Annotated in this window: 20 protein-coding genes and 1 pseudogene; 15 read left to right on the forward strand and 6 right to left on the reverse strand. The window is 73.1% G+C overall.

Annotation, left to right across the window (positions count from 1 at the left end; genetic code table 11):
• The 3 genes and pseudogenes from CKO13_RS12590 to CKO13_RS03800 form a co-directional block, all read right to left on the reverse strand.
• Positions 1 to 121, reverse strand: a pseudogene (locus CKO13_RS12590) (phosphoglycolate phosphatase); the annotation flags it as partial.
• Complete coding sequence (ubiG, locus tag CKO13_RS03795; RefSeq protein ID WP_200256949.1) at positions 118 to 858, reverse strand: bifunctional 2-polyprenyl-6-hydroxyphenol methylase/3-demethylubiquinol 3-O-methyltransferase UbiG; 741 nt, start codon at positions 856 to 858, stop codon at positions 118 to 120. The pseudogene CKO13_RS12590 and the gene ubiG, both read right to left, overlap by 4 nt.
• 32 nt (positions 859 to 890) lie before the next feature.
• On the reverse strand, positions 891 to 2222 hold the full coding sequence (locus CKO13_RS03800; RefSeq protein WP_200256951.1) for a TRZ/ATZ family hydrolase: 1332 nt from the start codon (positions 2220 to 2222) through the stop codon (positions 891 to 893).
• Positions 2223 to 2263: 41 nt separating this feature from the next.
• Here CKO13_RS03800 and mtnA point away from each other — a divergent pair, with 41 nt between their 5' ends.
• Entirely contained in the window at positions 2264 to 3328 is a 1065-nt protein-coding gene (gene mtnA / locus CKO13_RS03805; protein ID WP_200256952.1) for an S-methyl-5-thioribose-1-phosphate isomerase, read from the forward strand.
• 22 nt (positions 3329 to 3350) lie between these two features.
• Here mtnA and CKO13_RS03810 read toward each other — a convergent pair whose 3' ends face one another.
• The gene (locus CKO13_RS03810; protein WP_200256978.1) at positions 3351 to 5081 is read right to left on the reverse strand and encodes a potassium/proton antiporter; all 1731 of its coding nucleotides are present in this window, start codon (positions 5079 to 5081) and stop codon (positions 3351 to 3353) included.
• Between the two features lie 80 nt (positions 5082 to 5161).
• Here CKO13_RS03810 and gyrA point away from each other — a divergent pair, with 80 nt between their 5' ends.
• From gyrA to CKO13_RS03880, 14 genes are all read left to right on the forward strand, one after another.
• Positions 5162 to 7708, forward strand: a complete 2547-nt coding sequence (gene gyrA, locus CKO13_RS03815) for a DNA gyrase subunit A (protein ID WP_200256953.1) — start codon at positions 5162 to 5164, stop codon at positions 7706 to 7708.
• Between the two features lie 90 nt (positions 7709 to 7798).
• The gene (gene serC / locus CKO13_RS03820; RefSeq protein WP_200256954.1) at positions 7799 to 8878 is read left to right on the forward strand and encodes a 3-phosphoserine/phosphohydroxythreonine transaminase; all 1080 of its coding nucleotides are present in this window, start codon (positions 7799 to 7801) and stop codon (positions 8876 to 8878) included.
• A gap of 6 nt (positions 8879 to 8884) precedes the next feature.
• Positions 8885 to 10054, forward strand: coding sequence for a phosphoglycerate dehydrogenase (locus CKO13_RS03825; protein WP_200256955.1), 1170 nt, complete (start codon positions 8885 to 8887; stop codon positions 10052 to 10054).
• Between the two features lie 7 nt (positions 10055 to 10061).
• Entirely contained in the window at positions 10062 to 11150 is a 1089-nt protein-coding gene (gene pheA / locus CKO13_RS03830) for a prephenate dehydratase (protein ID WP_200256956.1), read from the forward strand.
• A gap of 3 nt (positions 11151 to 11153) precedes the next feature.
• A complete protein-coding gene (hisC, locus tag CKO13_RS03835; protein WP_200256958.1) occupies positions 11154 to 12299 on the forward strand; it encodes a histidinol-phosphate transaminase in 1146 nt (381 codons plus the stop codon).
• Positions 12296 to 13171 (forward strand): prephenate dehydrogenase/arogenate dehydrogenase family protein, encoded by an 876-nt coding sequence (locus CKO13_RS03840; RefSeq protein ID WP_200256959.1) that lies wholly within the window; start codon positions 12296 to 12298, stop codon positions 13169 to 13171. Before hisC ends, CKO13_RS03840 begins: the two co-directional genes overlap by 4 nt.
• A complete protein-coding gene (gene aroA / locus CKO13_RS03845; protein WP_200256961.1) occupies positions 13168 to 14511 on the forward strand; it encodes a 3-phosphoshikimate 1-carboxyvinyltransferase in 1344 nt (447 codons plus the stop codon). Before CKO13_RS03840 ends, aroA begins: the two co-directional genes overlap by 4 nt.
• 37 nt (positions 14512 to 14548) lie before the next feature.
• Complete coding sequence (gene cmk, locus CKO13_RS03850) at positions 14549 to 15274, forward strand: (d)CMP kinase (protein ID WP_200256963.1); 726 nt, start codon at positions 14549 to 14551, stop codon at positions 15272 to 15274.
• Positions 15275 to 15384: 110 nt separating this feature from the next.
• The gene (gene rpsA / locus CKO13_RS03855) at positions 15385 to 17070 is read left to right on the forward strand and encodes a 30S ribosomal protein S1 (protein WP_200256965.1); all 1686 of its coding nucleotides are present in this window, start codon (positions 15385 to 15387) and stop codon (positions 17068 to 17070) included.
• Positions 17071 to 17147: 77 nt separating this feature from the next.
• Entirely contained in the window at positions 17148 to 17459 is a 312-nt protein-coding gene (locus tag CKO13_RS03860) for an integration host factor subunit beta (RefSeq protein WP_200256967.1), read from the forward strand.
• Positions 17460 to 17489: 30 nt separating this feature from the next.
• A complete protein-coding gene (locus CKO13_RS03865) occupies positions 17490 to 17783 on the forward strand; it encodes a LapA family protein (protein ID WP_200256969.1) in 294 nt (97 codons plus the stop codon).
• A gap of 4 nt (positions 17784 to 17787) precedes the next feature.
• Complete coding sequence (gene lapB, locus CKO13_RS03870; protein WP_200256971.1) at positions 17788 to 18963, forward strand: lipopolysaccharide assembly protein LapB; 1176 nt, start codon at positions 17788 to 17790, stop codon at positions 18961 to 18963.
• Complete coding sequence (gene pyrF, locus CKO13_RS03875; RefSeq protein ID WP_200256972.1) at positions 18960 to 19664, forward strand: orotidine-5'-phosphate decarboxylase; 705 nt, start codon at positions 18960 to 18962, stop codon at positions 19662 to 19664. The genes lapB and pyrF overlap by 4 nt, the downstream gene beginning before the upstream one ends.
• 84 nt (positions 19665 to 19748) lie before the next feature.
• Positions 19749 to 20048: a ComEA family DNA-binding protein gene (locus CKO13_RS03880; RefSeq protein WP_200256974.1), complete on the forward strand. Its 300-nt coding sequence runs from the start codon at positions 19749 to 19751 to the stop codon at positions 20046 to 20048.
• 57 nt (positions 20049 to 20105) lie between these two features.
• On the opposite strand, the gene phbB is transcribed toward CKO13_RS03880, so the two are convergent.
• Positions 20106 to 20849 (reverse strand): acetoacetyl-CoA reductase, encoded by a 744-nt coding sequence (gene phbB, locus CKO13_RS03885; RefSeq protein ID WP_200256975.1) that lies wholly within the window; start codon positions 20847 to 20849, stop codon positions 20106 to 20108.
• A 170-nt stretch (positions 20850 to 21019) separates the two neighbouring features.
• The gene (locus CKO13_RS03890) at positions 21020 to 21490 is read right to left on the reverse strand and encodes a DoxX family protein (RefSeq protein WP_200256976.1); all 471 of its coding nucleotides are present in this window, start codon (positions 21488 to 21490) and stop codon (positions 21020 to 21022) included.
• Positions 21491 to 21836: the final 346 nt, after the last annotated feature.

Here is a 21836-nt window from a genome sequence, read left to right on the forward strand (position 1 = left end):
CGGGGGCCGCGGGCGGGCGGCCGTGCTCGGCGAGGAGCTCGTCGACGCAGGCGAGCAGCGCCGGCGCCGTGTCGAGCAGCGTGCCGTCGAGGTCGAGGAGGACGCCCGCCGGATCCTTCATCCCTTGCGCAGGTGCGCGAAGTAGTTCACGGCGGTGTCCCGCTTCAGCCAGGCGGCGCGGGTGAAGGGGTTGTAGCCGAGCCCCTGCAGCGCCACCAGCGCCAGGCCGCTCTCCCGCCCCCAGGCCGCCAGCTCGGCGGGGCGGACGAAGCGGTCGTGGCGGTGGGTCCCCTTGGGCAGCAGGCCGAGCACGTACTCGGCGCCGAGGATGGCCAGGGCGTAGGAGGCGAGGGTGCGGTTGAGGGTGGAGAAGCAGGCGTCGCCGCCGTCGCGGACCAGCTCGGCGCAGGCCGCGACCACCGAGGCCGGCTGCGGGGTGTGCTCGAGCATCTCCATGCAGGTGACCGCGTCGAAGGGCTCGAGCTCGCCGCGCCGGGCCTCCGCGGCGAGCTCCTCGACGGTGCAGCAGCGGTAGTCGACGTTGGTGATCTCCGCCTCGAGGGCGTGGAGCTTGGCCGTCTGCAGGGCCTGCCGGGCGGTGTCGATGCCCAGCACCCGGGCGCCGCGGCGGGCGAGGCCCTCGGCGAGCAGCCCGCCGCCGGCGCCGACGTCGAGGATGCGCTTGCCCTCGGCGCCGCCGAGGCAGGCCTCCACCCAGTCGAGGCGGACGGGGTTGATGTCGTGGAGCGCCCGCTGGCTGCCCTCCGGCTCCCACCAGTCGCCGGTGGCGTCGAAGCGGGCGGTCTCCCGCGCGTCCTCGTTGCGCTCGGGGGTGTTCTCCTCCGGGGGAATCGACATCGGTGCGCTCCCTTGCCGTTCGGGGGTGGCGGTCAGCCCTCGCCGCGGTCCGCCGCGCCGATGCGCTCGCCCCACTGCGCCGCGCGCCGGCTCGCCGCCGCGGCGTCGATGGTGGTCAGCTGCCGGTCGCGGACCAGCGGCGCGCCGGCGACCCAGACGTCGGTGACGTGGCGCCGCGTGGCGGCGTAGACCAGCTGCGAGAGCGGGTTGTAGATCGGCTGGAGGTCGATCTCGCCGAGGGAGACGGCGGTCAGGTCGGCGGCCTTGCCGGGCTCGATGGAGCCGACGGCGCCGTCGATGCCGAGCGCCCGCGCGGCGTTGAGGGTCGCCATGCGCAGCGCCTGGGCCGCCGGCACCGCCGCCGCGTCGCCGCCGACCGCCTTGGCGAGCAGCGCCGCGGTGCGCATCTCGCCGATCATGTCGAGGTCGTTGTTGCTGGCCACGCCGTCGGTGCCGAGGGCGACGTTGACCCCCGCGGCGCTCAGCGCGCCCACGGGGCAGAAGCCGCTGGCGAGCTTGAGGTTCGCCTCCGGGCAGTGGAGGACGTGGGCGCCGGCCGCGGCGAGGCGCTCGATCTCGGCGGCCTCGAGCTGCGTGGCGTGGACGGCGAGCAGCCGCGGCGAGACGAGGCCGAGCTCGTCGAGCCGCTGCAGCGGCCGCTTGCCGGTCTGCTGCACGCTCTGCTCGACCTCGCCGGCGGTCTCGTGGAGGTGGATGTGGACCGGCACGTCGAGCGCCTCGGCGTGCTCGCGGATGCGCTCGAGCCACGGCTCGGCCACGGTGTAGGGGGCGTGGGGGGCGAGGACGGGCCGGATCAGCGCCTCGCCGCGGCAGGCCTCGTGGAAGGCCAGGCCCTTCTCCAGGTACGCCTCGGGGCCGCTGGCGTAGGCGCTCGGGAAGTCGATGACGATCATCCCCAGCACGGCGCGCATCCCGGCCTCGCGGGCGGCCGCGGCAGTGGCCTCGGGGAAGAAGTACATGTCGTTGAAGCAGGTCACGCCCCCGAGGAGCATCTCGGCCATGGCGAGGGTGCTGCCGTCGCGGACGAAGGCCTCGCCCACCCAGCGCTGCTCCGCGGGCCAGATGTGCTCGGTCAGCCACGTCATCAGCGGCAGGTCGTCGGCCATGCCGCGCAGCAGGGTCATGGCGGAGTGGGTGTGGGCGTTGATCAGCCCGGGGATGAGGGCGTGCTCGCCGAGGTGGCGCTCCTCCGCGGCGCTGTAGCGGGCCTGGAGCTCGGCGCTCGGGGCGATCGCCACGATCCGCCCGTCGCGCACGGCGACCCCGTGGCGCTCCAGGACCGCCCCCTCGGGCTCGACGGGGATCACCCAGCGGGCGTGGATCAGGCTATCGACTCGTTCCATAATGCTCCCCCTCATTGCACCGATCGCGAGGTTAGCACGAGTTGACTGCCAGCTCCCACGATACCGTCCGGGCCCTGGAGTGGGCCGACGAGGCCCTCTACCTGCTCGATCAGCGCCGGCTGCCCGAGGCCGAGGCCTACCGCTGCTGCCGCGACGCCCCGGCGGTGGCCGCGGCCATCGCCGAGATGGTCGTCCGCGGGGCACCGGCGATCGGCATCGCCGCCGCCTACGGCGCCGCCCTGGCCGCCCGCACGGCCTGGCGCGAGCACGGCGCGGGGTGGGCCGCGGCGATGGCCGACGACCTCGAGGCGCTGCGCCGCTCGCGGCCGACGGCCGTGAACCTCGCCTGGGCCCTGGCCCGCATGGAGGCGCGCGCCGCCGAGCTGCCGGCCGGCGAGGATCCCACGCCGGCGCTGCTCGCCGAGGCGCACGCCGTCCACGCCGAGGACGTCGCGGCGAACCGCCGGATGGGCCGCTCCGGCGCCGGGCTCATCCAGCCGGGCAGCGGCGTGCTGACCCACTGCAATACCGGCTCCCTGGCCACCGGCGGGCTGGGTACGGCCCTGGGGGTGATCCGCACCGCCTGGGCGGACGGGCGCCTCGAGCGGGTCTTCGCCGACGAGACGCGGCCGTGGCTGCAGGGGGCGCGGCTGACGGCGTGGGAGCTGGCCGCCGACGGCATCCCGGTGGCGCTGCTCGCCGACGGCGCCGCCCCGGCGCTGATGCGCAGCGGGGCCGTGGACTGGGTCGTGGTGGGCGCCGACCGCATCGCCGCCAACGGCGACGTCGCCAACAAGATCGGCACCTACGGCCTGGCCCTGGCGGCCCGGGAGCACGAGGTCCGCTTCATGGTCGTGGCGCCGGCGGCGACCATCGACCCGCAGACCCCCGACGGCGAGGCGATCCCCATCGAGACGCGCGGCGCCGAGGAGGTCCTCAGCGCCGGCGGGCACCGCATCGCCCCGGCGGGCGAGGGCGTCGGCGCCTGGAACCCGGTCTTCGACGTGACGCCGGCCGGGCTCGTCGACGTGCTGGTGACCGAGCGCGGCGTGGTCCACCAGCCGGACGCCGAGGGCATCGCGCGGCTGGTGGCGGAGGGCGGCTGAGCGGCCCGCCCCGCCGCCGGGCTCAGCCGGGCTGGCGGCCGATGCGCATGCCCACCGAGGTGATCCGCCCGTCCTCGATGGCCCGCACCGTGAACTGCAGGTTGTCGATGCGTACCCGGTCGCCGATCACCGCCCGGTTGTTGAAGATCCACAGCAGGTAGTCGCTGAGGCTCTCCTCGGGCTGCGCGCCGGAGGGCACGGAGAGGCCGTAGGCGCCGGCGAGGTCGATGAGCCGGGTCTCGCCGTCGAGGGTGAACTCGCCGAAGAAGCGCTGCTCGGTGAGGTAGGCCGGCCCGGCCGGCGCCACGAAGACGCGGTCGAGGGCGGCGATATCCCTCGGCAGGCTCAGCAGGTAGACGTGGTCGCGCGGGCGGAGGACCTCGCGGGCCGGCTCGGCGAGCGCCTGCCCGCCGCGGAAGAGGGCGATGACCTGGGCCGAGCCCGGCAGGGCCAGCCGGTCCACGGGCTTGTAGAGCGCCGGGGAGCTGTCCGTGATGCGGTAGGCGACGAACTCGTAGTCCGTCTGGTGGGGGACGTCGATCTCCTGGCGCTGCGCGGCCCCGCTGTCCGGCGGCACCTCGAGGCCGAGCAGCCGCGCCGCCGGGGCGATGGTCCAGCCCTGGACGAGCAGCGAGACCAGCACCACGAAGAAGGCGATGTTGAACAGCAGCTGCGCCTGCTCGATGTCGGCGAGCAGGGGGAAGAGGGCGAGGACGATGGGCACCGCCCCGCGCAGCCCGACCCAGGCGATGAACAGCTGCTCGCGCCAGGGGAAGCGCAGCGGCGCCAGGCAGAGGATGACCCCCAGCGGCCGGGCGACGAGGATCAGGGCGGCGGCGGCGAGCAGCCCCGGCACGGCGATCGCGGCGAGCTCCGAGGGCGTGACCAGCAGCCCGAGGACGACGAACATGGTGATCTGCGCCAGCCAGGCGAAGCCGTCGTGGAAGCGGCGGATGTTCTGCGCCGCCTGCAGCCGCCGGTTGCCGGCGATCAGCCCGGCGAGGTAGACGGCGAGGAAGCCGCTGCCGCCGAGCACCGCGGTGCCGCCGAAGACGGCCAGCCCCCCGCCGAGGGCGAGCAGGGGGTAGAGCCCGGGGGTGAGGGTGAGCCGGTTGATGATGCCGGCGAGCAGCACGCCGCCGAGGGTGCCGAGCAGGGCGCCGAGGCCGAGCTGCTGGCCCAGCTCCAGGGCCGCCGTCAGGGCGAGGTGCTCGGGGCGCTGGGCGAGGAGCTCGACGAGCAGCACGGTCAGGAAGATGGCCATCGGGTCGTTGCTGCCCGACTCGATCTCCAGCGTCGCGGCGACGCGCTGCTTGAGCTCGAGGCCGCGGCCGTGGAGGAGGCTGAAGACGGCGGCGGCGTCGGTGGAGCTGACGATGGCCCCGAGCAGCAGCGCCTGCGGCCAGTCCAGGGCGAAGATCCAGGCGGCGAGCCCGCCGGTGACCGCCGCGGTGATCAGCACCCCGCCCGTGGCCAGGGTGAGCGCCGGCTTGAGGGCGACCCGGAAGGTCGAGGCGTGGGTGCGCAGGCCGCCGTCGAAGAGGATGATCGCCAGGGCCAGGCTGCCGATGAGGTGCGCGGCCTGCAGGTCGTGGAAGGCGACGCCGAAGAGCCCGTCCTCGCCGAGGAGCATGCCGATGCCGAGGAAGAGCAGCAGCATCGGCGCGCCGAGGCGGTCCGAGACGACGCTGGCGACGATGCTGGTCAGCAGCAGGGCGGCGCCGAAGAGGATCAGCTGATTGGTCAGCGCCACGGGCAGCCCCTTTCCGCTCTCGTCGCAGCGCCGGTATGGTACCATCCTCCCTTTACCCGAGAGAGTCCCGAGAAGAGCGCATGTCCGGCGTCGCCCGCGAGATCCTCCCCGTTAACCTCGAAGACGAGATGCGGCAGTCGTACCTCGATTACGCCATGAGCGTGATCGTCGGCCGCGCCCTGCCGGATGTCCGCGACGGCCTCAAGCCCGTGCACCGGCGTGTCCTCTACGCCATGCGCGAGCTCGGCAACGACTACAACAAGGCGTACAAGAAGTCGGCGCGCGTCGTCGGCGACGTCATCGGTAAGTACCACCCCCACGGCGACGCCGCCGTCTACGACACCATCGTGCGCCTCGCCCAGCCCTTCAGCATGCGCTACCGGCTCGTCGACGGGCAGGGCAACTTCGGCTCCATCGACGGCGACTCCCCGGCGGCCATGCGCTACACCGAGGTGCGCATGGCGCGGCTCGCCCACGAGCTGCTCGCCGACATCGACAAGGAGACCGTCGACTTCGTCGACAACTACGACGGCTCCGAGCAGGAGCCGCAGGTGCTGCCGACGAGGCTGCCCAACCTCCTCGTCAACGGCGGCGCCGGGATCGCCGTGGGCATGGCGACGAACATCCCGCCGCACAACCTGCGCGAGGTGCTCAACGCCTGCATCGCCCTCGTCGACGACGAGCAGCTGCCGGTGGAGTCGCTGATCGAGCTGATGCCGGCCCCCGACCTGCCCACCGGCGGGATCATCTTCGGCACCGCCGGCATCCACCAGGCCTACCGCACCGGCCGCGGGCGCATGGTCCTGCGCGCCCGCGCCGAGGTCGAGGAGATGGACAGCGGCCGCGAGCGGATCGTGGTCACCGAGCTCCCCTTCCAGGTCAACAAGGCGCGCCTGGTGGAGAAGATCGCCGAGCTGGTCAAGGAGCGCCGCCTCGAGGGCATCTCCGAGCTGCGCGACGAGTCCGACAAGGAGGGCATCCGCATCGTCCTCGAGCTCAAGCGCGGCGAGGTCGGCGAGGTGGTGCTCAACAACCTCTACCGCCACACCCAGATGCAGACCGTGTTCGGCATCAACATGGTGGCGCTGCACGAGGGCGAGCCGCGCACCCTCAGCCTCAAGCAGATCCTCGAGGCCTTCATCCGCCACCGCCGCGAGGTGGTCACCCGGCGGACGATCTACGAGCTGCGCAAGGCCCGCGAGCGCGCCCACGTCCTCGAGGGGCTGGCCGTGGCGCTGGCGAACATCGACGAGGTCGTCGCCCTCATCAAGGCCGCCTCCGGGCCGGCGGAGGCCCGCGAGGCGCTCGCCCGCCGCGACTGGCGCCCGGGCGTGGTCACCGAGATGCTCCAGCGCGCCGGCGCCCACGCCACGCGGCCGGAGGGGCTGGAGGCCGGCGCCGGGCTCGACGAGGCGCAGGGCGTCTACCGCCTCTCGCCGGCGCAGGCCCAGGCCATCCTCGACCTGCGCCTGCACCGCCTGACGGGCATGGAGCAGGACAAGATCGTCGACGAGTACGGCGGCCTGCTCGAGCGCATCGGCGAGCTCATCCACATCCTCGACAGCGGCGAGCGCCTCATGGAGGTCATCCGCGAGGAGCTGGCGGAGATCCGCGACGGCTACGGCGACGGGCGCAAGACCGAGATCCGCGAGGACACCGCCGAGCTCTCGCTGGAGGACCTGATCAGCGAGGAGGACATGGTGGTGACCCTGTCCCACCAGGGCTACGTCAAGGCGCAGCCGCTGACCGGCTACCGGGCGCAGCGCCGCGGCGGCCGGGGCAAGAGCGCCACGGCGATGAAGGACGAGGACTTCATCGACAAGCTGTTCATCGCCAACACCCACGACACGCTGCTGTGCTTCTCGAGCACCGGCAAGTGCTACTGGCGCAAGGTCTACGAGCTGCCCCAGGGCAGCCGCTCCTCCCGCGGGCGGCCGATCCTCAACCTGCTGCCGCTCGAGGAGGGCGAGCGGATCAACGCCGTCGTCCCCGTGCGCGAGTTCGACGAGGAGCACTTCGTCTTCATGGCGACCCACAACGGCACGGTCAAGAAGACGCCGCTGTCGCACTTCTCGCGGCCGCGCTCGAGCGGGATCATCGCCGTCGAGCTGCGCGACGACGACACCCTCGTCGACGCCGAGATCACCGACGGCAGCCGCGAGGTCATGCTCCTGTCCGACGCCGGCAAGGCGCTGCGCTTCCCCGAGTCGGAGGTGCGCGCCATGGGGCGGACCGCCACCGGCGTGCGCGGCATCCGCCTCGAGGCCGGGCAGCGGGTCATCGCCCTGCTGATCCTCGGCGAGGGCGATATCCTCACCGCCACCGAGCACGGCTACGGCAAGCGCACCCCGGTCGCGGAGTACCCGCGCCGCGGCCGCGGCGGCCTGGGCGTGATCTGCATCCGCACCACCGAGCGCAACGGCCGCGTCGTCGGCGCTGTACAGGCCGCCGAGGACGACGAGATCATGCTCGTCAGCCGCAACGGGACGCTGGTGCGCACCCCCGTGGCGGACGTCTCCCGCGTGGGGCGCAACACGCAGGGGGTGAAGCTCATCAGCCTCGACGAGGATGAGCAGCTGGTCGGGCTCGAGCGGGTCGAGGGGCTCGCCGAGGAGCCGGAGGAGTAGGCCGGCCGGCCCCGGCCGGGCCCGGCGTCCGGGGCGGGCCGAGGAGGGCGGCCCCGAGCACAAAGTCTTGTCGCAAGCGAGGATTGACGAATGAGTAGGGTTTACAACTTCAGCGCCGGCCCCGCCATGCTCCCCGAGACCGTCATGCGCCGCGCCGCCGAGGAGATGCTCGACTGGCACGGCACGGGGATGTCGGTCATGGAGATGAGCCACCGCGGCAAGGCGTACGTCTCCATCGCCGAGAAGGCCGAGGCCGACCTGCGCGAGCTCCTGCAGATCCCGAGCAACTACCACGTGCTCTTCCTCCAGGGTGGGGCCACCGGGCAGTTCGCGGCGGTGCCGATGAACCTGCTCCGCGGCGGGCAGCGTGCCGACTACGTCTACACCGGCTCCTGGTCGAAGAAGGCCATCGCCGAGGCCAAGAAGTACGCCGACGTCCACGTCGCCGCCTCCGGCGAGCCGGACCTCATGCACGTCCCGGCGCCGTCGGAGTGGCAGCTCTCCGACGACGCCGCCTACGTCCACTACACGCCCAACGAGACCATCAGCGGCGTCGAGTTCCACTGGATCCCGGAGGTCGGCGACAAGCCCCTGGTGGCCGACATGTCCTCGACGCTGCTCTCGCGGCCCATCGACGTCAGCCGCTACGGGCTGATCTACGCCGGGGCGCAGAAGAACATCGGCCCGGCCGGGGTGACGCTGGTCATCGTCCGCGACGACCTCATCGGCGAGGCCCTGCCGCAGACCCCGAACGTCTGGGACTACAAGCAGCAGGCCGACGCCGACTCGATGCTCAACACCCCGGCGACCTACCCGCTCTACGTCGCCGGCCTGGTCTTCGAGTGGCTCAAGGGGCTCGGCGGCCTCGAGGCGATGGCCGAGATCAACGAGCGCAAGGCGCGCAAGCTCTACGACGCCATCGACGCCTCCGCCTTCTACAGCAACCCGGTGGACCCGCAGTGCCGCTCCTGGATGAACGTGCCCTTCGTGCTCGCCGACTCGAGCCTCGACGCCACCTTCCTCGAGGAGGCCGAGGCCGCCGGGCTGACGACGCTCAAGGGCCACCGCTCCGTCGGCGGCATGCGCGCGTCCATCTACAACGCCATGCCCGAGGAGGGCGTCGACCGCCTCGTCGAGTTCATGGCCGACTTCGAGAAGCGCTACGGGTGATCCGCCATGTACCGAATCCAGACGCTGAACAACATCGCCGTCAAGGGGCTCGAGCGCCTGCCGCGTGAGCGCTTCGAGACGGCCTCGGATATCGCCGACCCGGACGCCATCCTGGTGCGCTCGGCGGATCTCCACGGGCAGTCGGTCCCCGGCTCGGTGCTCGCCATCGGCCGCGCCGGCGCCGGGGTCAACAACATCCCCGTCGCCGAGATGACCGAGCGCGGCGTGCCGGTGTTCAACGCCCCGGGGGCGAACGCCAACGCCGTCAAGGAGCTGGTCATCGCCGGGCTGTTCCTCGCCGCGCGCAACATCTGCCCCGCCTGGGCCTACGCCCGCTCCCTGGAGGGCAGCGACGAGGAGCTCCACGAGGCGATGGAGGCGAACAAGAAGCGCTTCACCGGCTTCGAGCTCCCCGGGCGGACCCTGGGCGTGGTGGGCCTCGGCGCCATCGGCGTGCAGGTGGCCAATACCGCCCGGGCCCTGGGCATGGAGGTCATCGGCTACGACCCGCAGATCACCGTCGACGCCGCCTGGCAGCTCGACGCCGGCGTCGAGGCGGCGCACAGCGTCGGCGACGTCATGGCGCACGCGGACATGGTGACCGTCCACGTCCCGCTGCTCGAGGCCACCCGTGGGCTGATCGACGCCTCGCGCCTGGCCCAGGCGCGGGCGGGGGCGACGCTGCTCAACTTCTCCCGCGCCGAGATCGTCGACGAGGCGGACGTCGTCAAGGCCCTCGACGAGGAGCGGCTGCACGCCTACATCAGCGACTTCCCGAGCAACGCCCTCAAGGACCACCCCAAGGCGGTGACCCTGCCCCACCTCGGCGCCTCGACCCTCGAGGCGCAGGAGAACTGCGCCGTGATGGTCGCCGAGCAGGTCCGCGACTACCTGGAGACGGGGAACGTGCGCAACGCCGTCAACTTCCCCGACGTCACCATGCCGCGCAGCGGCAAGGGCGACCGGCTGTGCGTGGTCAACGCCAACGTGCCGAACATGCTCGGGCAGATCTCGAGCATCCTCGCCCAGGCCGGCCTGAACATCGACGACATGTACAACAAGGCGCAGGAGCGGCTCGCCTACACCCTCGTCGACGTCGAGGGCACGGTCCCGGATACGGCGGTGGAGCAGCTCGCGGGCATCGAGGGCGTGCTCAAGGTCCGGGTCATCCGCTGAGGGGGTCATGGCGGGCGCGCACGACGATCTCACGGCCCTGCGCCAGCACATCGACAGCCTCGACGACCAGATCCTCGATCTGGTCAACGAGCGCGCCCGCCTGGCCGAGGGGGTGGCCCGGGCCAAGGCCCAGCGGGTCCAGGCCGCGGAGGTCTACCGCCCGGAGCGCGAGGCGGAGGTGCTCCGGCGGCTCACCGAGCGCAACGACGGGCCGCTGAGCGCCGAGCAGGTCACGGTCCTCTTCCGCGAGATCATGTCGGCGTGCCGGGCCCTGCAGCAGCCGCTGACCGTCGCCTTCCTCGGCCCGCGCGGCACCTTCACCGAGGAGGCGGCGAGCAAGCACTTCGGCCACGGCACCGGGACCGCGCCCCTGGCGACCATCGGCGCGGTCTTCCGCGAGGTGGAGTCCGGGGCCGCCCACTACGGCGTGGTGCCGGTGGAGAACTCCTCCGAGGGGGTGGTCAGCCACACCCTCGACCGCTTCCTCGACTCGGAGCTGGCGATCGTCGGCGAGGTGGAGCTGCGCATCCACCACGCCCTGGCGATGCAGGCGGAGCGCTTTACCGCCGTCGAGCGGGTCTACTCCCACCAGCAGGGGCTCTCGCAGTGCCGCGCGTGGCTGGAGACCCACCTGCCCAACGCCGAGCGGCTGCCGGTGGCGAGCACCGCCGAGGCGGCCCAGCGGGCGGCCGCGGACCCGGCGGCCGCGGCCATCGCCAGCGAGGCGGCGGCCGGGCTCTACGGGGTGCCCATCCGCCAGGCGCGCATCGAGGACCGCCACGGCAATACCACCCGCTTCCTGGTCCTCGGCTACCGCTCGCCGGCGCCGAGCGGCCGCGACAAGACCTCCCTGGTGGTCTCCAGCGCCAACCGCACCGGGCTGCTCTTCCAGCTCCTCGAGCCGCTGGCGGCCAACGGCATCGACATGACCCGGATCGAGTCCCGGCCCTCGCCGCAGGCCGGCATCTGGGAGTACGTCTTCTTCATCGACGTCCTCGGCCACCACCGCGACCCCGTGCTGGCCGAGGCGCTCGAGCAGGTGCGCGAGCGCGCCAGCCTGTTCCGGATCCTCGGCTCCTATCCGCGGGCGATCTGAGCGATGAGTGACAGCGAGACCGCAATCGACTTCTCCGCGCTGGCGATGCCCGGCGTGCGCGGCCTGGCCCCCTACGAGCCGGGCAAGCCCATCGACGAGCTGCGCCGCGAGTACGGCGTCTCCGAGGTCGTCAAGCTCGCCTCCAACGAGAGCCCCCTCGGCCCCTCGCCGCGGGCGGCGGAGGCGGCCTCGGCGGCCGGCGCCGCGGCGCACCGCTACCCCGACGGCAACGGCTTCGCCCTCAAGGCCGCCGTCGCCGAGCGCCACGGCGTCCCGCCCGAGCGCGTCACCCTCGGCAACGGCTCCAACGACGTCCTCGTCCTGCTCGCCCAGGCCTTCCTCGGGCCGGGGCGCACGGCGGTCTTCTCGGCCCACGCCTTCGCCGTCTACCCCATCGCCACCCAGACGGTCGGCGCGACGGCGCGGGTCGTCCCGGCCCTGCCGGCCGAGGCCGAGCAGCCCTACGGCCACGACCTCGAGGCCATGCTCGCCGCGGTGGACGAGACCGTCAGCGTGGTCTTCGTGGCCAACCCCAACAACCCCACCGGGACGTGGCTCACCGAGGGGGAGCTGCGGGGCTTCCTCGACCGCCTCCCGGCGCGGGTGATCGCCGTGGTCGACGAGGCGTACTTCGAGTACGCCGCCGCCGAGCCGGGCTACCCCGATGCGAGCCGGTGGCTCGAGGCCTACCCCAACCTCGTGGTCACCCGCAGCTTCTCCAAGGTCTACGGCCTCGCCGGCCTGCGCGTCGGCTACGGGCTCTCCCACCCCGCGGTGGCCGACCTGCTCAACCGCGTCCGGCAGCCGTTCAACTGCTCGGCGCCGGCCCAGGAGGCCGCCGCCGCGGCGCTCGCCGACGAGGCGCACACCCGCCGCGCCGTGGCCCTCAACGACGAGCAGCGCCGCATTCTGCGCGAGGGGCTCGAGGCGATGGGGCTGCGGGTGCTGCCCTCGGCGGCGAACTTCCTGACCTTCTACGCCGGCGAGCAGGCGGCGCAGATCCACGAGGGGCTGCTGCGCCGCGGGGTGATCATCCGCCCGGTGGCCGGCTACGACCTGGCCGGCTGGCTGCGGGTGAGCGTCGGCACCGCCGCGGAGAACCGCACCTTCCTCGAGGCCCTCGCCGAGCTGAGGCCGGGGGCGGCGTGATCCAGCGCCTGGCGGTCATCGGCGTCGGCCTCATCGGCGGCTCCCTGGCGCTGGCCCTGCGCCGGGCCGGGGCCGTGGCGGAGGTCGTCGGCTGCGACCGCGCCCCGGAGGCCCTCGAGCGCGCCGCGGCGCGCGGGGTCATCGACCGCGGGGTCCGGGAGCCGGCCGCGGCCGTCGCCGGCGCCGACGTGGCCGTCATCGGCGTGCCGGTGCGCGCCGTGGGCCAGGTCCTCGCCGAGCTGAAGGGGGCGGTGGCGGCGGGGACCGCGGTCACCGACGTCGCCAGCGTCAAGGGCGCGGTGCTCGCCGAGGCGGAGGCCGTCTACGGCGAGGTGCCGGGCTGGCTGGTGCCCGGCCACCCCATCGCCGGCACCGAGTACAGCGGCGTCGAGGCGGCCTTCCCCGAGCTCTACGAGCGCCGCCGGGTCATCCTGACCCCGGTAACCGCCACCGAGGCGGCGGCCCTGGCGCGCGTCCGGGCCATGTGGGAGGCCGTCGGCTCGACGGTGGTGACGATGCCCGCCGAGCACCACGACGAGGTCCTCGCGGCCACCTCGCACCTGCCCCACGCCCTGGCCTACGCCCTGGTCGACAGCCTCTCGGGCTGGGACGAGCGCCAGGAGATCTTCGAGTTCGCCGCCGGCGGCTTCCGGGACTTCACCCGGATCGCCTCCTCGGACCCGCAGATGTGGCGGGATATCTGCGCCGCCAACCGGGCCAACGTCGTCGACGCCCTGCGCCGCTACCAGGCGGACGTCGAGCGGCTGACCGAGCGGCTCGCCGAGGGCGACGACGAGGCGGTGCTGGCGCTCTTCCGCCACGCCCAGCAGGAGCGGGCGCGCTTCTTGCGCCTGCTGGAGGGGCGCTCGTGAGCGCCGCGGCGGGGCCGCAGCGCGCGTGGCGCGTGGCGCCGGGCGGCAGCCTGCGCGGCGAGCTGCGCGTCCCCGGCGACAAGTCCATCTCCCACCGCGCCGTCATGCTCGGCGCCCTGGCGCGGGGGGAGACCCGGATCACCGGGCTGCTCGAGGGCGCCGACGTCCTGGCCACCGTCGGCGCCTTCCGCCAGCTCGGCGTCGCCATCGAGGGGCCGCGCCAGGGTGCGGCCACCATCCAGGGCGCCGGGCGCGAGGGGCTGCGGGCGCCGAGCGCGCCGCTGGACGTCGGCAACTCCGGGACCTCCATGCGCCTGCTCGCCGGGCTGCTCGCCGGGCTGCCCTTCGAGGCGGTGCTCACCGGCGACGCCTCCCTGAACCGCCGGCCCATGGGCCGGGTCACCGAGCCGCTGGCCGCCATGGGCGCGCGCATCGGCACGGCCGAGGGCGGGACGGCGCCGCTGCGCCTGCACGCCGGCGGCGAGCTGCACGGCATCGACTACACCCTCCCGGTGGCCAGCGCCCAGGTCAAGTCGGCGCTGCTGCTCGCCGGCCTGCACGCCGCCGGGCGGACCTGCGTGCGCGAGCCGGCGCCGACCCGGGACCACACCGAGCGCATGCTCACCGGCTTCGGCTACCCGGTCGCCGTGCAGGGGCGTACCGCCTGCCTCGACGGCGGCGGGGCGCTGACGGCGACGGCGGTCGACGTCCCCGGGGACCTCTCCTCGGCGGCCTTCCTGCTCGTCGGCGCCAGCATCGCCCCCGGCTCGGAGCTGGTGCTGCGCCACGTCGGCTGGAACCCGACCCGCACCGGCGCCGTGACCATCCTGCGGCAGATGGGCGCGGATATCGAGGTGCTCCGGGAGGGGGAGACCAGCGGCGAGCCCGTGGCCGACCTGCGCGTGCGCTCGGCGCCGCTGCACGGGATCCGCATCCCCGAGGCGCTGGTGCCGCTGGCCATCGACGAGTTCCCGGCGCTGCTGATCGCCGCCGCCTGCGCCGAGGGGGAGACGCTGCTCACCGGCGCCGAGGAGCTGCGGGTCAAGGAGTCGGACCGGATCGCGGTGATGGCCGAGGGCCTGCGCCGGCTCGGCGTGGCGGCCGAGCCGCGGGCCGACGGGCTGCGGCTCGTCGGCCAGCCGCGCCTCGCCGGCGGCGTGCGGCTCGACAGCCACGGCGATCACCGGATCGCCATGGCCTTCGCCGTCGCCGCGCTGCGCGCCCAGGCCCCGGTCCAGGTTGACGACTGTGAGAATGTGGGGACCTCCTTTCCCGGCTTCGTCTCCCTGATGGGGCAGGCGGGGCTCGAGATCCAGGCGCTCCCGGCGGCGGGGGCTTGAGGCGCAAGGGCGGAGCACAGGCAGGGGGCATGAGCCGATGAGCGAGAGCGAGATCAGCGGGGCGGCGCAGGCGCCGGTGCTGGCGCTCGACGGCCCCAGCGGGGCCGGCAAGGGGACGGTCGCCCGCGAGGTGGTGCGCACGACGGGCTGGCACTTCCTCGACAGCGGCGCGCTCTACCGGCTTACCGGGCTGTACTGCCAGCGCCGAGGGGTCGACCCGGCCGCGGATGCGGCCGGCGCCGCCGGCCTGGCGGCGCAGCTGCCCGCGGCGTTCCGGCTCGATGCCGGCGCCGAGCGGGTGCTGCTCGACGGCGAGGACGTCACCGCGCAGCTGCGCACCGAGACCACCGGCGCCCTGGCCTCCCAGGTGGCGGCCCTGCAGCCGGTGCGCGAGGCGCTCCTGCAGCGCCAGCGCGACTTCCGGCGCCCGCCGGGGCTGGTCGCGGACGGGCGGGATATGGGCACGGTGGTCTTCCCGGGCGCGGAGCTCAAGATCTTCCTGACGGCGAGCGCCGAGGAGCGCGCCCGCCGGCGCCATAACCAGTTGAAGGAACAGGGCATCGATGTTAGCCTAGATGCCCTTACGGAGGAGATCGCCGAGCGCGATCAACGGGACGCCTCCCGCGCGACAGCGCCGCTGCAGCCTGCCTCGGATGCGCAGATCCTGGATACCACCGGCTTGGAGGTCCCGCAGGTCGTCGAGCAGGTGCTGGAGCGGCTGCGGGCTCGGCTGGGGCTGCCGGGGGCGGCAGCGAGAGGTTGAGCCGCGCCGCCGCTGCGGGCGGGGCGAGTGATCAGCAAACGGCCGGCGGTAGGGCCGCCGAAATCCACTTCAAACAACTGACCGTGCCACGGTCCTGGATCGACACAACGATGACCGAGAGCTTTGCGGAACTCTTCGAGGAGAGCCTTGCGAACACCGATATGCGGCCTGGCGCCATTGTCACGGCGCGGGTCGTAGCCATCGACAACGAGGACGTCACCGTCAACGCCGGGCTGAAGTCCGAGGCGGTGATCCCCGCCTCGCAGTTCTACGATGAGGCCGGCAGCCTGGAGGTGGCCGTCGGCGACGAGGTCGAGGTGGCCCTCGACACCGTCGAGGACGGCTTCGGCGAGACCCGGCTGTCGCGCGAGCGGGCCAAGCGCGCCTACGCCTGGCGCGCCCTCGAGCAGGCCTACGAGAACAGCGAGACGGTGACGGGGCAGATCAGCGGCAAGGTCAAGGGCGGCTTCACCGTCGACCTCGGCCACATCCGCGCCTTCCTGCCCGGCTCCCTGGTGGATATCCGCCCTGTGCGCGACACCACCTACCTCGAGGGCAAGGACCTGGAGTTCAAGGTCATCAAGCTCGACGCCCGGCGCAACAACGTGGTCGTCTCCCGGCGCGCCGTGGTCGAGGAGGAGTACAGCGCCGAGCGCGAGGCGCTGCTCGAAAAGCTCCAGGAAGGGCAGACGATCAAGGGCATCGTCAAGAACCTCACCGACTACGGCGCCTTCATCGACCTCGGCGGCATCGACGGGCTGCTGCACATCACCGACATGGCCTGGCGGCGGGTCAAGAACCCCTCCGAGGTGGTCGAGGTCGGCCAGGAGCTCGAGGTCAAGGTGCTCAAGTTCGACCGCGAGCGCAACCGCGTCTCCCTCGGGCTCAAGCAGCTCGGCGCCGATCCGTGGGAGGCCCTCGCCCAGCGCTACCCCGAGGGCGCCCGGGTCCCCGGCAAGGTCACCAACATCACCGAGTACGGCTGCTTCGTCGAGATCGAGGAGGGCGTCGAGGGGCTGGTCCACGTCTCCGAGATGGACTGGACCAACAAGAACGTCAACCCGGCGAAGGTCGTCGCCGTCGGCGACGAGGTCGAGGTGATGATCCTCGACATCGACGAGGAGCGCCGCCGCATCTCCCTGGGCATGAAGCAGTGCCAGCCCAACCCCTGGGACGAGTTCGCCGCGCAGTACTCCAAGGGCGACCGGGTCGTCGGGCAGATCAAGTCGATCACCGACTTCGGCATCTTCGTCGGCCTCGAGGGCGGCATCGACGGCCTCGTCCACCTCTCCGACCTCTCCTGGGAGGAGGCCGGCGAGGAGGCGGTGCGCCAGTACCGCAAGGGCGAGGAGGTGGAGACGGTGGTCCTCTCCATCGACCCCGAGCGCGAGCGCATCTCCCTGGGGATCAAGCAGCTCGAGCAGGACCCGCTCAGCCAGTGGCTCGCCGAGCACCAGAAGGGCAGCACGGTCTCCGCCACCGTTACCGCCGTCGAGCCGAAGGGCGCGACGCTGGATGTCGGCGGCGGCGTCGAGGGGTACATCCGCGCCTCGGACCTGGCCCGCGAGCGGGTCGAGGACGCCCGCTCGGTGCTCCAGGAGGGGCAGGAGCTCGAGGCTAAGTTCGTCGGGGTCGATCGGCGCAACCGGACGGTCAACCTCTCCCTGCGCGCCCAGGAGGCCGAGGAGGAGCAGCAGGCCGTCCAGGAGCACGCCCGGCCCGGCCCCAACGCCGGGACGACCCAGCTCGGTGAGCTGCTCAAGGAGCAGATGGGCGGCGGGCGCGACAACGACTAGGATGCGTGGCCGAGGGCGCCGGCGGCCCCGCTGCGGGGCCGCCGGCGCGGCCGAATCGACCCAGGGATGCGAGACCCATGACGAAGTCCGAGCTCATCGACGCGATTGCCGCCAAGCAGGACTACCTGGCCCATAAGGACGTCGAGGTGGCTGTCAAGCGGCTGCTCGAGTACATGGGCGAGACCCTCGCGGACGGAGATCGCATCGAGATCCGCGGTTTCGGGAGCTTCTCCCTCCACCACCGCCCAGCGCGCATCGGCCGCAACCCGAAAACCGGCGAGCCCGTGGCGCTGCCGGAGAAGTACGTGCCACACTTCAAGCCCGGTAAAGCGCTGCGCGAGCGTGTCAACGCGGGCCGTCCCGAGACGCCCGAGCGCTCGACGACCTAAGCCCATCGCCGACAGTGTGAGAGCCGGTCCATGCGACGTCTATTCGCTTTTATAGGTGGCCTCCTGATCATCCTCTTCGGGTTGGCGTTCTCCGTGCTCAACGCCAACCCGGTGGGGGTGGATCTCTTCATCGCCCAGTACGAGGTGGCTCTCTCGGTGGCCCTGGTCGGCGCCCTGATCCTGGGGGCAGCGCTCGGCGTGCTGGCCAGCCTGGGCGCGGTGTGGCGCCGGCGGCGCGAGGTGGCGCGGCTGCAGCGCCAGCTCGGCTACGCGGAGCGGCAGCTGCAGGCCCTGCGCCGGACGCCGCTCGGCGACTCCGACTAGCTCGATGCTCGAGCTGCTGTGGCTGCTGCTGCCAGTAGCCGCGCTCTCGGGGTGGTGGATCGGCCAGCGCAGCCCGCAGACCGGCCGGAATTACGCCTCCCCATCGCGCTCCTTCCCCGACGCCTACTACCAGGGCCTCAGCTACCTGCTCAACGAGGAGCGGGACAAGGCGCTCGAGGCCTTTACCCGGATGGCCGAGGTCGACGGCGAGACCGCCGAGGTGCACCTCGCCCTCGGCAGCCTCTTCCGCAACCGCGGCGAGGTCGACCGGGCGATCCGGATCCACCAGAGCCTGATCGCGCGCCCCTCGCTCAGCCGCCGGGAGCGCAGCCAGGCCCTCCTCGCCCTCGGCGAGGACCACCTGAAGGCGGGGGTCCTCGACCGGGCGGAGAACCTCTTCACGGAGCTGCTGGCGGACCGCGAGTACGCCACGCCGGCGCTGGGCCACCTGCTGACCATCTACGAGCACGAGAAGGAGTGGTCCAAGGCCATCGAGACGGCGCGCCGGCTCCAGCGCCAAGGCGACGGCCGCCAGTACCGGGACCGGATCGGGCAGCTGCGCTGCGAGCTCGCCGCCGAGGCGAGGAGCCGGGGCGATACGGGCCAGGCCCGCCAGCTCCTGCGCCTCGCCCTCGAGGAGGACCCGGGGTGCGTCCGGGCGAATATCCTGCGCGGCGACCTGGAGCGCGAGCTCGGCCGCTACAAGGCCGCGCTCAAGGCCTACGAGGCGGTGGCGGAGCAGGACCCGGGCTTCCTGCCGGAGGTCCTCGAGGGGCTGGAGGCGAGCTACCAGGCCCTGGGGCGGCCCGGGCAGATGGAGACCTTCCTGCGCCAGGTGATCGCGCGCTCGCCGGAGGGCGCGCTGATCGTCCGCCTCGTCGGGCTCATCGAGCAGCGCCGCGGCCCCCGGGAGGCGCTCGACGAGCTCACCCTCCTGCTGCGGCGCGCCCCGAGCCTCGAGGGGCTGCGGCGCCTGGTCGATCTCACCCGGACCCTGGAGGAGCCCATCGGGACGCGGGAGCTGCAGCTCTTCTACGAGCTGCTCGACGGCCTCGAGGCCGAGCGGCCCCGCTACCGCTGCCAGCGCTGCGGCTTCGCGGGGCGGATCCTCTTCTGGCAGTGCCCGGGGTGCAAGGCGTGGGCGACCCTGCGGCCGATCGGCGAGGTGGAGACGGCATGAGCGGCGTACAGGACCCTCGGCTCATCGTGGCCCTCGACTTCGCGGCGGCGGAGCCGGCCGAGGCGCTCGCCGCGCGCCTCGACCCGGCGGTCTGCCGGCTCAAGGTCGGCAAGGAGCTCTTTACGCGCGCCGGGCCGGCGCTCGTCGAGCGCCTGCAGGGGCGGGGCTTCGGCGTCTTCCTCGATCTCAAGTACCACGACATCCCGAATACCGTCGCCGCCGCCTGCCGGGCAGCCGCGGAGCTCGGCGTGTGGATGGTGAACGTCCACGCCCTCGGCGGGCGGGAGATGCTCGCGGCGGCGCGGGAGGCCCTCTCGGGCGGCGACACCCCCTGGCTGATCGCGGTGACGGTGCTGACGAGCCACGACGCCGCCAGCCTCGAGGAGATCGGGCTGCGCGGCACGCCCGGCGAGGCGGCCCTGCGGCTGGCCGGCCTCGTCGAGCGGGCCGGCCTCGACGGCGTGGTCTGCTCCCCGGCGGAGGCCCCGGAGATCCGCCGGCAGAGCGGCGGACGGCTGCTGCGGGTCACGCCGGGCGTCCGGCCCGCAGGGGCGGCCGCCGACGACCAGGCGCGCATCGCCACGCCCGCCGGCGCCGTGGCCGCCGGGGCGGACTACCTCGTGGTGGGGCGCCCCGTCACCCGGGCGGGCGACCCCGCCGCGGCGGCCCGCGCCGTTGCCGAGGAGATCGGCGCCGCCTAGAATCGGGCAGGGCGCTGCAGGGAGCAGCGCCCGTCGCCGCAGCGCGGCGCTAGAGGCCTACAGGCAACAAGGAGGTTGCTCGAGATGTCGTACCGTGCTCCCCTTACCATCCCCCTTCTCCTCGGCGCGGCCCTGCTCGCCCCGGCCGCCCTGGCCGGCGAGGGCGTCAACATCAACCGCGCCGGCCCCGAGACGCTCGCCGAGGGGCTCTACGGCGTCGGCCCGGTGAAGGCCGAGGCCATCATCGAGGACCGGCAGGCCAACGGCCCCTTCGAGAGCGCGGCCGGGCTCACCCGCGTCGACGGGATCGGGCCGAAGACGCTCGACCGCAATGAGCAGCGGATCGTGCTCGAGGCCCCCGAGGCCGGGCAGGAGCCGGAGTAGGGCGCCGAGCCGCGGGGGCGGGGTGCCGCCCTGCAGCCCCCGCGGCTTCCCGAGGGGTCACTCCATGTGCAGGCCGCCGTTGATGTCGATGTTGGCGCCGGTGATGAAGCCGGCGTCCTCGGAGGCGAGGTAGGCGACCAGCGAGCCGATCTCCTCGGGCTCGCCGAGGCGCTTGACGGGGATCTGCTCGATGATCTGCTGGCGCACCTCCTCCTTCATGCCCATGACCATGGAGGTGGCGAGGTACCCCGGCGAGACGGTGTTGACGGTCACGCCCTTGCGGGCCAGCTCCTGGGCGAGGGACATGGTGAAGCCGTGCATCCCCGCCTTGGAGGAGGCGTAGTTGGTCTGGCCGAACTGCCCCTTGCGGCCGTTGACCGAGGCGATGTTGACGATCCGCCCCCAGCCGCGCTCGGCCATGCCGTCGGCGAACTGCTTGGTGACGTTGAAGACGCTGTCGAGGTTGGTGCGCAGGACGGCGTCCCAGCTCTCCTTGGGCATCTTCTTGAAGGAGCTGTCCTTGGTGATGCCGGCGTTGTTGACCACGATGTCCACCTCGCCGACCTCGCTGCGGACCTCCTCGGCCATCGCCTGGCACGACGCCCAGTCCGAGACGTCGCAGTGGACGGCGTAGCTCGACTCGACCCCCTGCTCGCGCAGGTGCCCCTGCCACTTCTCGACGCGGCCGTTGTCCGAGGTGTAGGTAGCGATCACCGTGTGCCCGGCGCGGCCTAGCTGCGCCGTGATGGCCGAGCCGAGGCCGCCGAGGCCCCCGGTGACCAGCGCGATCTTCTTGCTCATGGCGTCTCCCCCTTTATCGTCGTTATCGCTCTCTACCCACACCAGGATAGGGGGCGCTGTCGCCGATGCAAACGGGGTTCATCGAGCCGTCATGAACGGGGGGAGAAGAGCGCACGCCCCTGCCCCCGGGCAACCGGGGGCAGGGGACGTGGGGGTGGACTCCGGGCCGCTCAGGCCCCGCCCCCGGCGCCGGCGGTGCCGCCGTTGCCCCGGGCGGCGAAGTAGAGCCCGAGCAGGAGCAGGACCACCTGGAACTCCATCCCGCCCATGGGGGCGCGCTCCGAGGGGACGAAGCTCCACTGCCCCCAGTGCACCATGAAGATGGCGCCGAGCATCACCGGGGCGATGGCGAGGCCGGCCAGGCGCGTGGTGAGCTCGCCGGCGAGCCCGCGCACCGCACCCCCGGCGAGGATGCCCGCCCCGGCGAGGACCTCGAGGAGCGCCACGGCGGCGGCCAGCCCGAACGGCAGCCCCATCATCTCGGCGAAGCCGCCGATGCCGCCGATGAACTTCTGCAGGCCGTGGAAGAGGAAGACGCTCGCCAGCGCCGCCCGGGGCAGCCAGTGGGCGTGCCGGGCCAGGGCGGCCGCGAGCGGCTCGGTGGCGCTGTGGCCTTGCTGGACGTGGGTCTCTACGGTCATGGCTCGACCCTCCCTAGGGGGTTTCGGATGGACGGTGTGGTGTGCCCCGAGGACACGGCCCCTAGGTTGCGCGGTAGCCGGCGTGCCGGAATCCGCGGTGCTACGTACGTAGAACCCCTAACCTGCTAAAAGCCCCGCTGACGGCGGCGTGGCCGGCCGCCGCGCTATGCTGGGGTGTAGAGGGGGTGGGCGATGAGCGCGAAGACGCGGGCGCAGCACGGCGGGACGGCACTGCGGCTGGCGGAGCCCGGCACGGGGGCGCTGCTGGCGCTCGTCCTGATGGGGGTGACGGGGCTGGCGGCGCTGGGCCTCCGCGCCGGGGAGCTGCCCCTGCCGCTGATCGGGC

Origin of the sequence: Halorhodospira neutriphila (genome assembly GCF_016584055.1) — a bacterium.
GTDB lineage: Bacteria > Pseudomonadota > Gammaproteobacteria > Nitrococcales > Halorhodospiraceae > Halorhodospira > Halorhodospira neutriphila.

Bases quoted from the DNA above. Each gene is read 5' to 3' on its own strand.
- ubiG (WP_200256949.1), bottom strand. From the start codon at position 858: ATGTCGATTCCCCCGGAGGAGAACACCCCCGAGCGCAACGAGGACGCG.
- CKO13_RS03800 (WP_200256951.1), bottom strand. From the start codon at position 2,222: ATGGAACGAGTCGATAGCCTGATCCACGCCCGCTGGGTGATCCCCGTC.
- gyrA (WP_200256953.1), top strand. From the start codon at position 5,162: ATGTCCGGCGTCGCCCGCGAGATCCTCCCCGTTAACCTCGAAGACGAG.
- serC (WP_200256954.1), top strand. From the start codon at position 7,799: ATGAGTAGGGTTTACAACTTCAGCGCCGGCCCCGCCATGCTCCCCGAG.
- CKO13_RS03825 (WP_200256955.1), top strand. From the start codon at position 8,885: ATGTACCGAATCCAGACGCTGAACAACATCGCCGTCAAGGGGCTCGAG.
- pheA (WP_200256956.1), top strand. From the start codon at position 10,062: ATGGCGGGCGCGCACGACGATCTCACGGCCCTGCGCCAGCACATCGAC.
- hisC (WP_200256958.1), top strand. From the start codon at position 11,154: ATGAGTGACAGCGAGACCGCAATCGACTTCTCCGCGCTGGCGATGCCC.
- cmk (WP_200256963.1), top strand. From the start codon at position 14,549: ATGAGCGAGAGCGAGATCAGCGGGGCGGCGCAGGCGCCGGTGCTGGCG.
- rpsA (WP_200256965.1), top strand. From the start codon at position 15,385: ATGACCGAGAGCTTTGCGGAACTCTTCGAGGAGAGCCTTGCGAACACC.
- CKO13_RS03860 (WP_200256967.1), top strand. From the start codon at position 17,148: ATGACGAAGTCCGAGCTCATCGACGCGATTGCCGCCAAGCAGGACTAC.
- CKO13_RS03865 (WP_200256969.1), top strand. From the start codon at position 17,490: ATGCGACGTCTATTCGCTTTTATAGGTGGCCTCCTGATCATCCTCTTC.
- lapB (WP_200256971.1), top strand. From the start codon at position 17,788: ATGCTCGAGCTGCTGTGGCTGCTGCTGCCAGTAGCCGCGCTCTCGGGG.
- pyrF (WP_200256972.1), top strand. From the start codon at position 18,960: ATGAGCGGCGTACAGGACCCTCGGCTCATCGTGGCCCTCGACTTCGCG.
- CKO13_RS03880 (WP_200256974.1), top strand. From the start codon at position 19,749: ATGTCGTACCGTGCTCCCCTTACCATCCCCCTTCTCCTCGGCGCGGCC.
- phbB (WP_200256975.1), bottom strand. From the start codon at position 20,849: ATGAGCAAGAAGATCGCGCTGGTCACCGGGGGCCTCGGCGGCCTCGGC.
- CKO13_RS03890 (WP_200256976.1), bottom strand. From the start codon at position 21,490: ATGACCGTAGAGACCCACGTCCAGCAAGGCCACAGCGCCACCGAGCCG.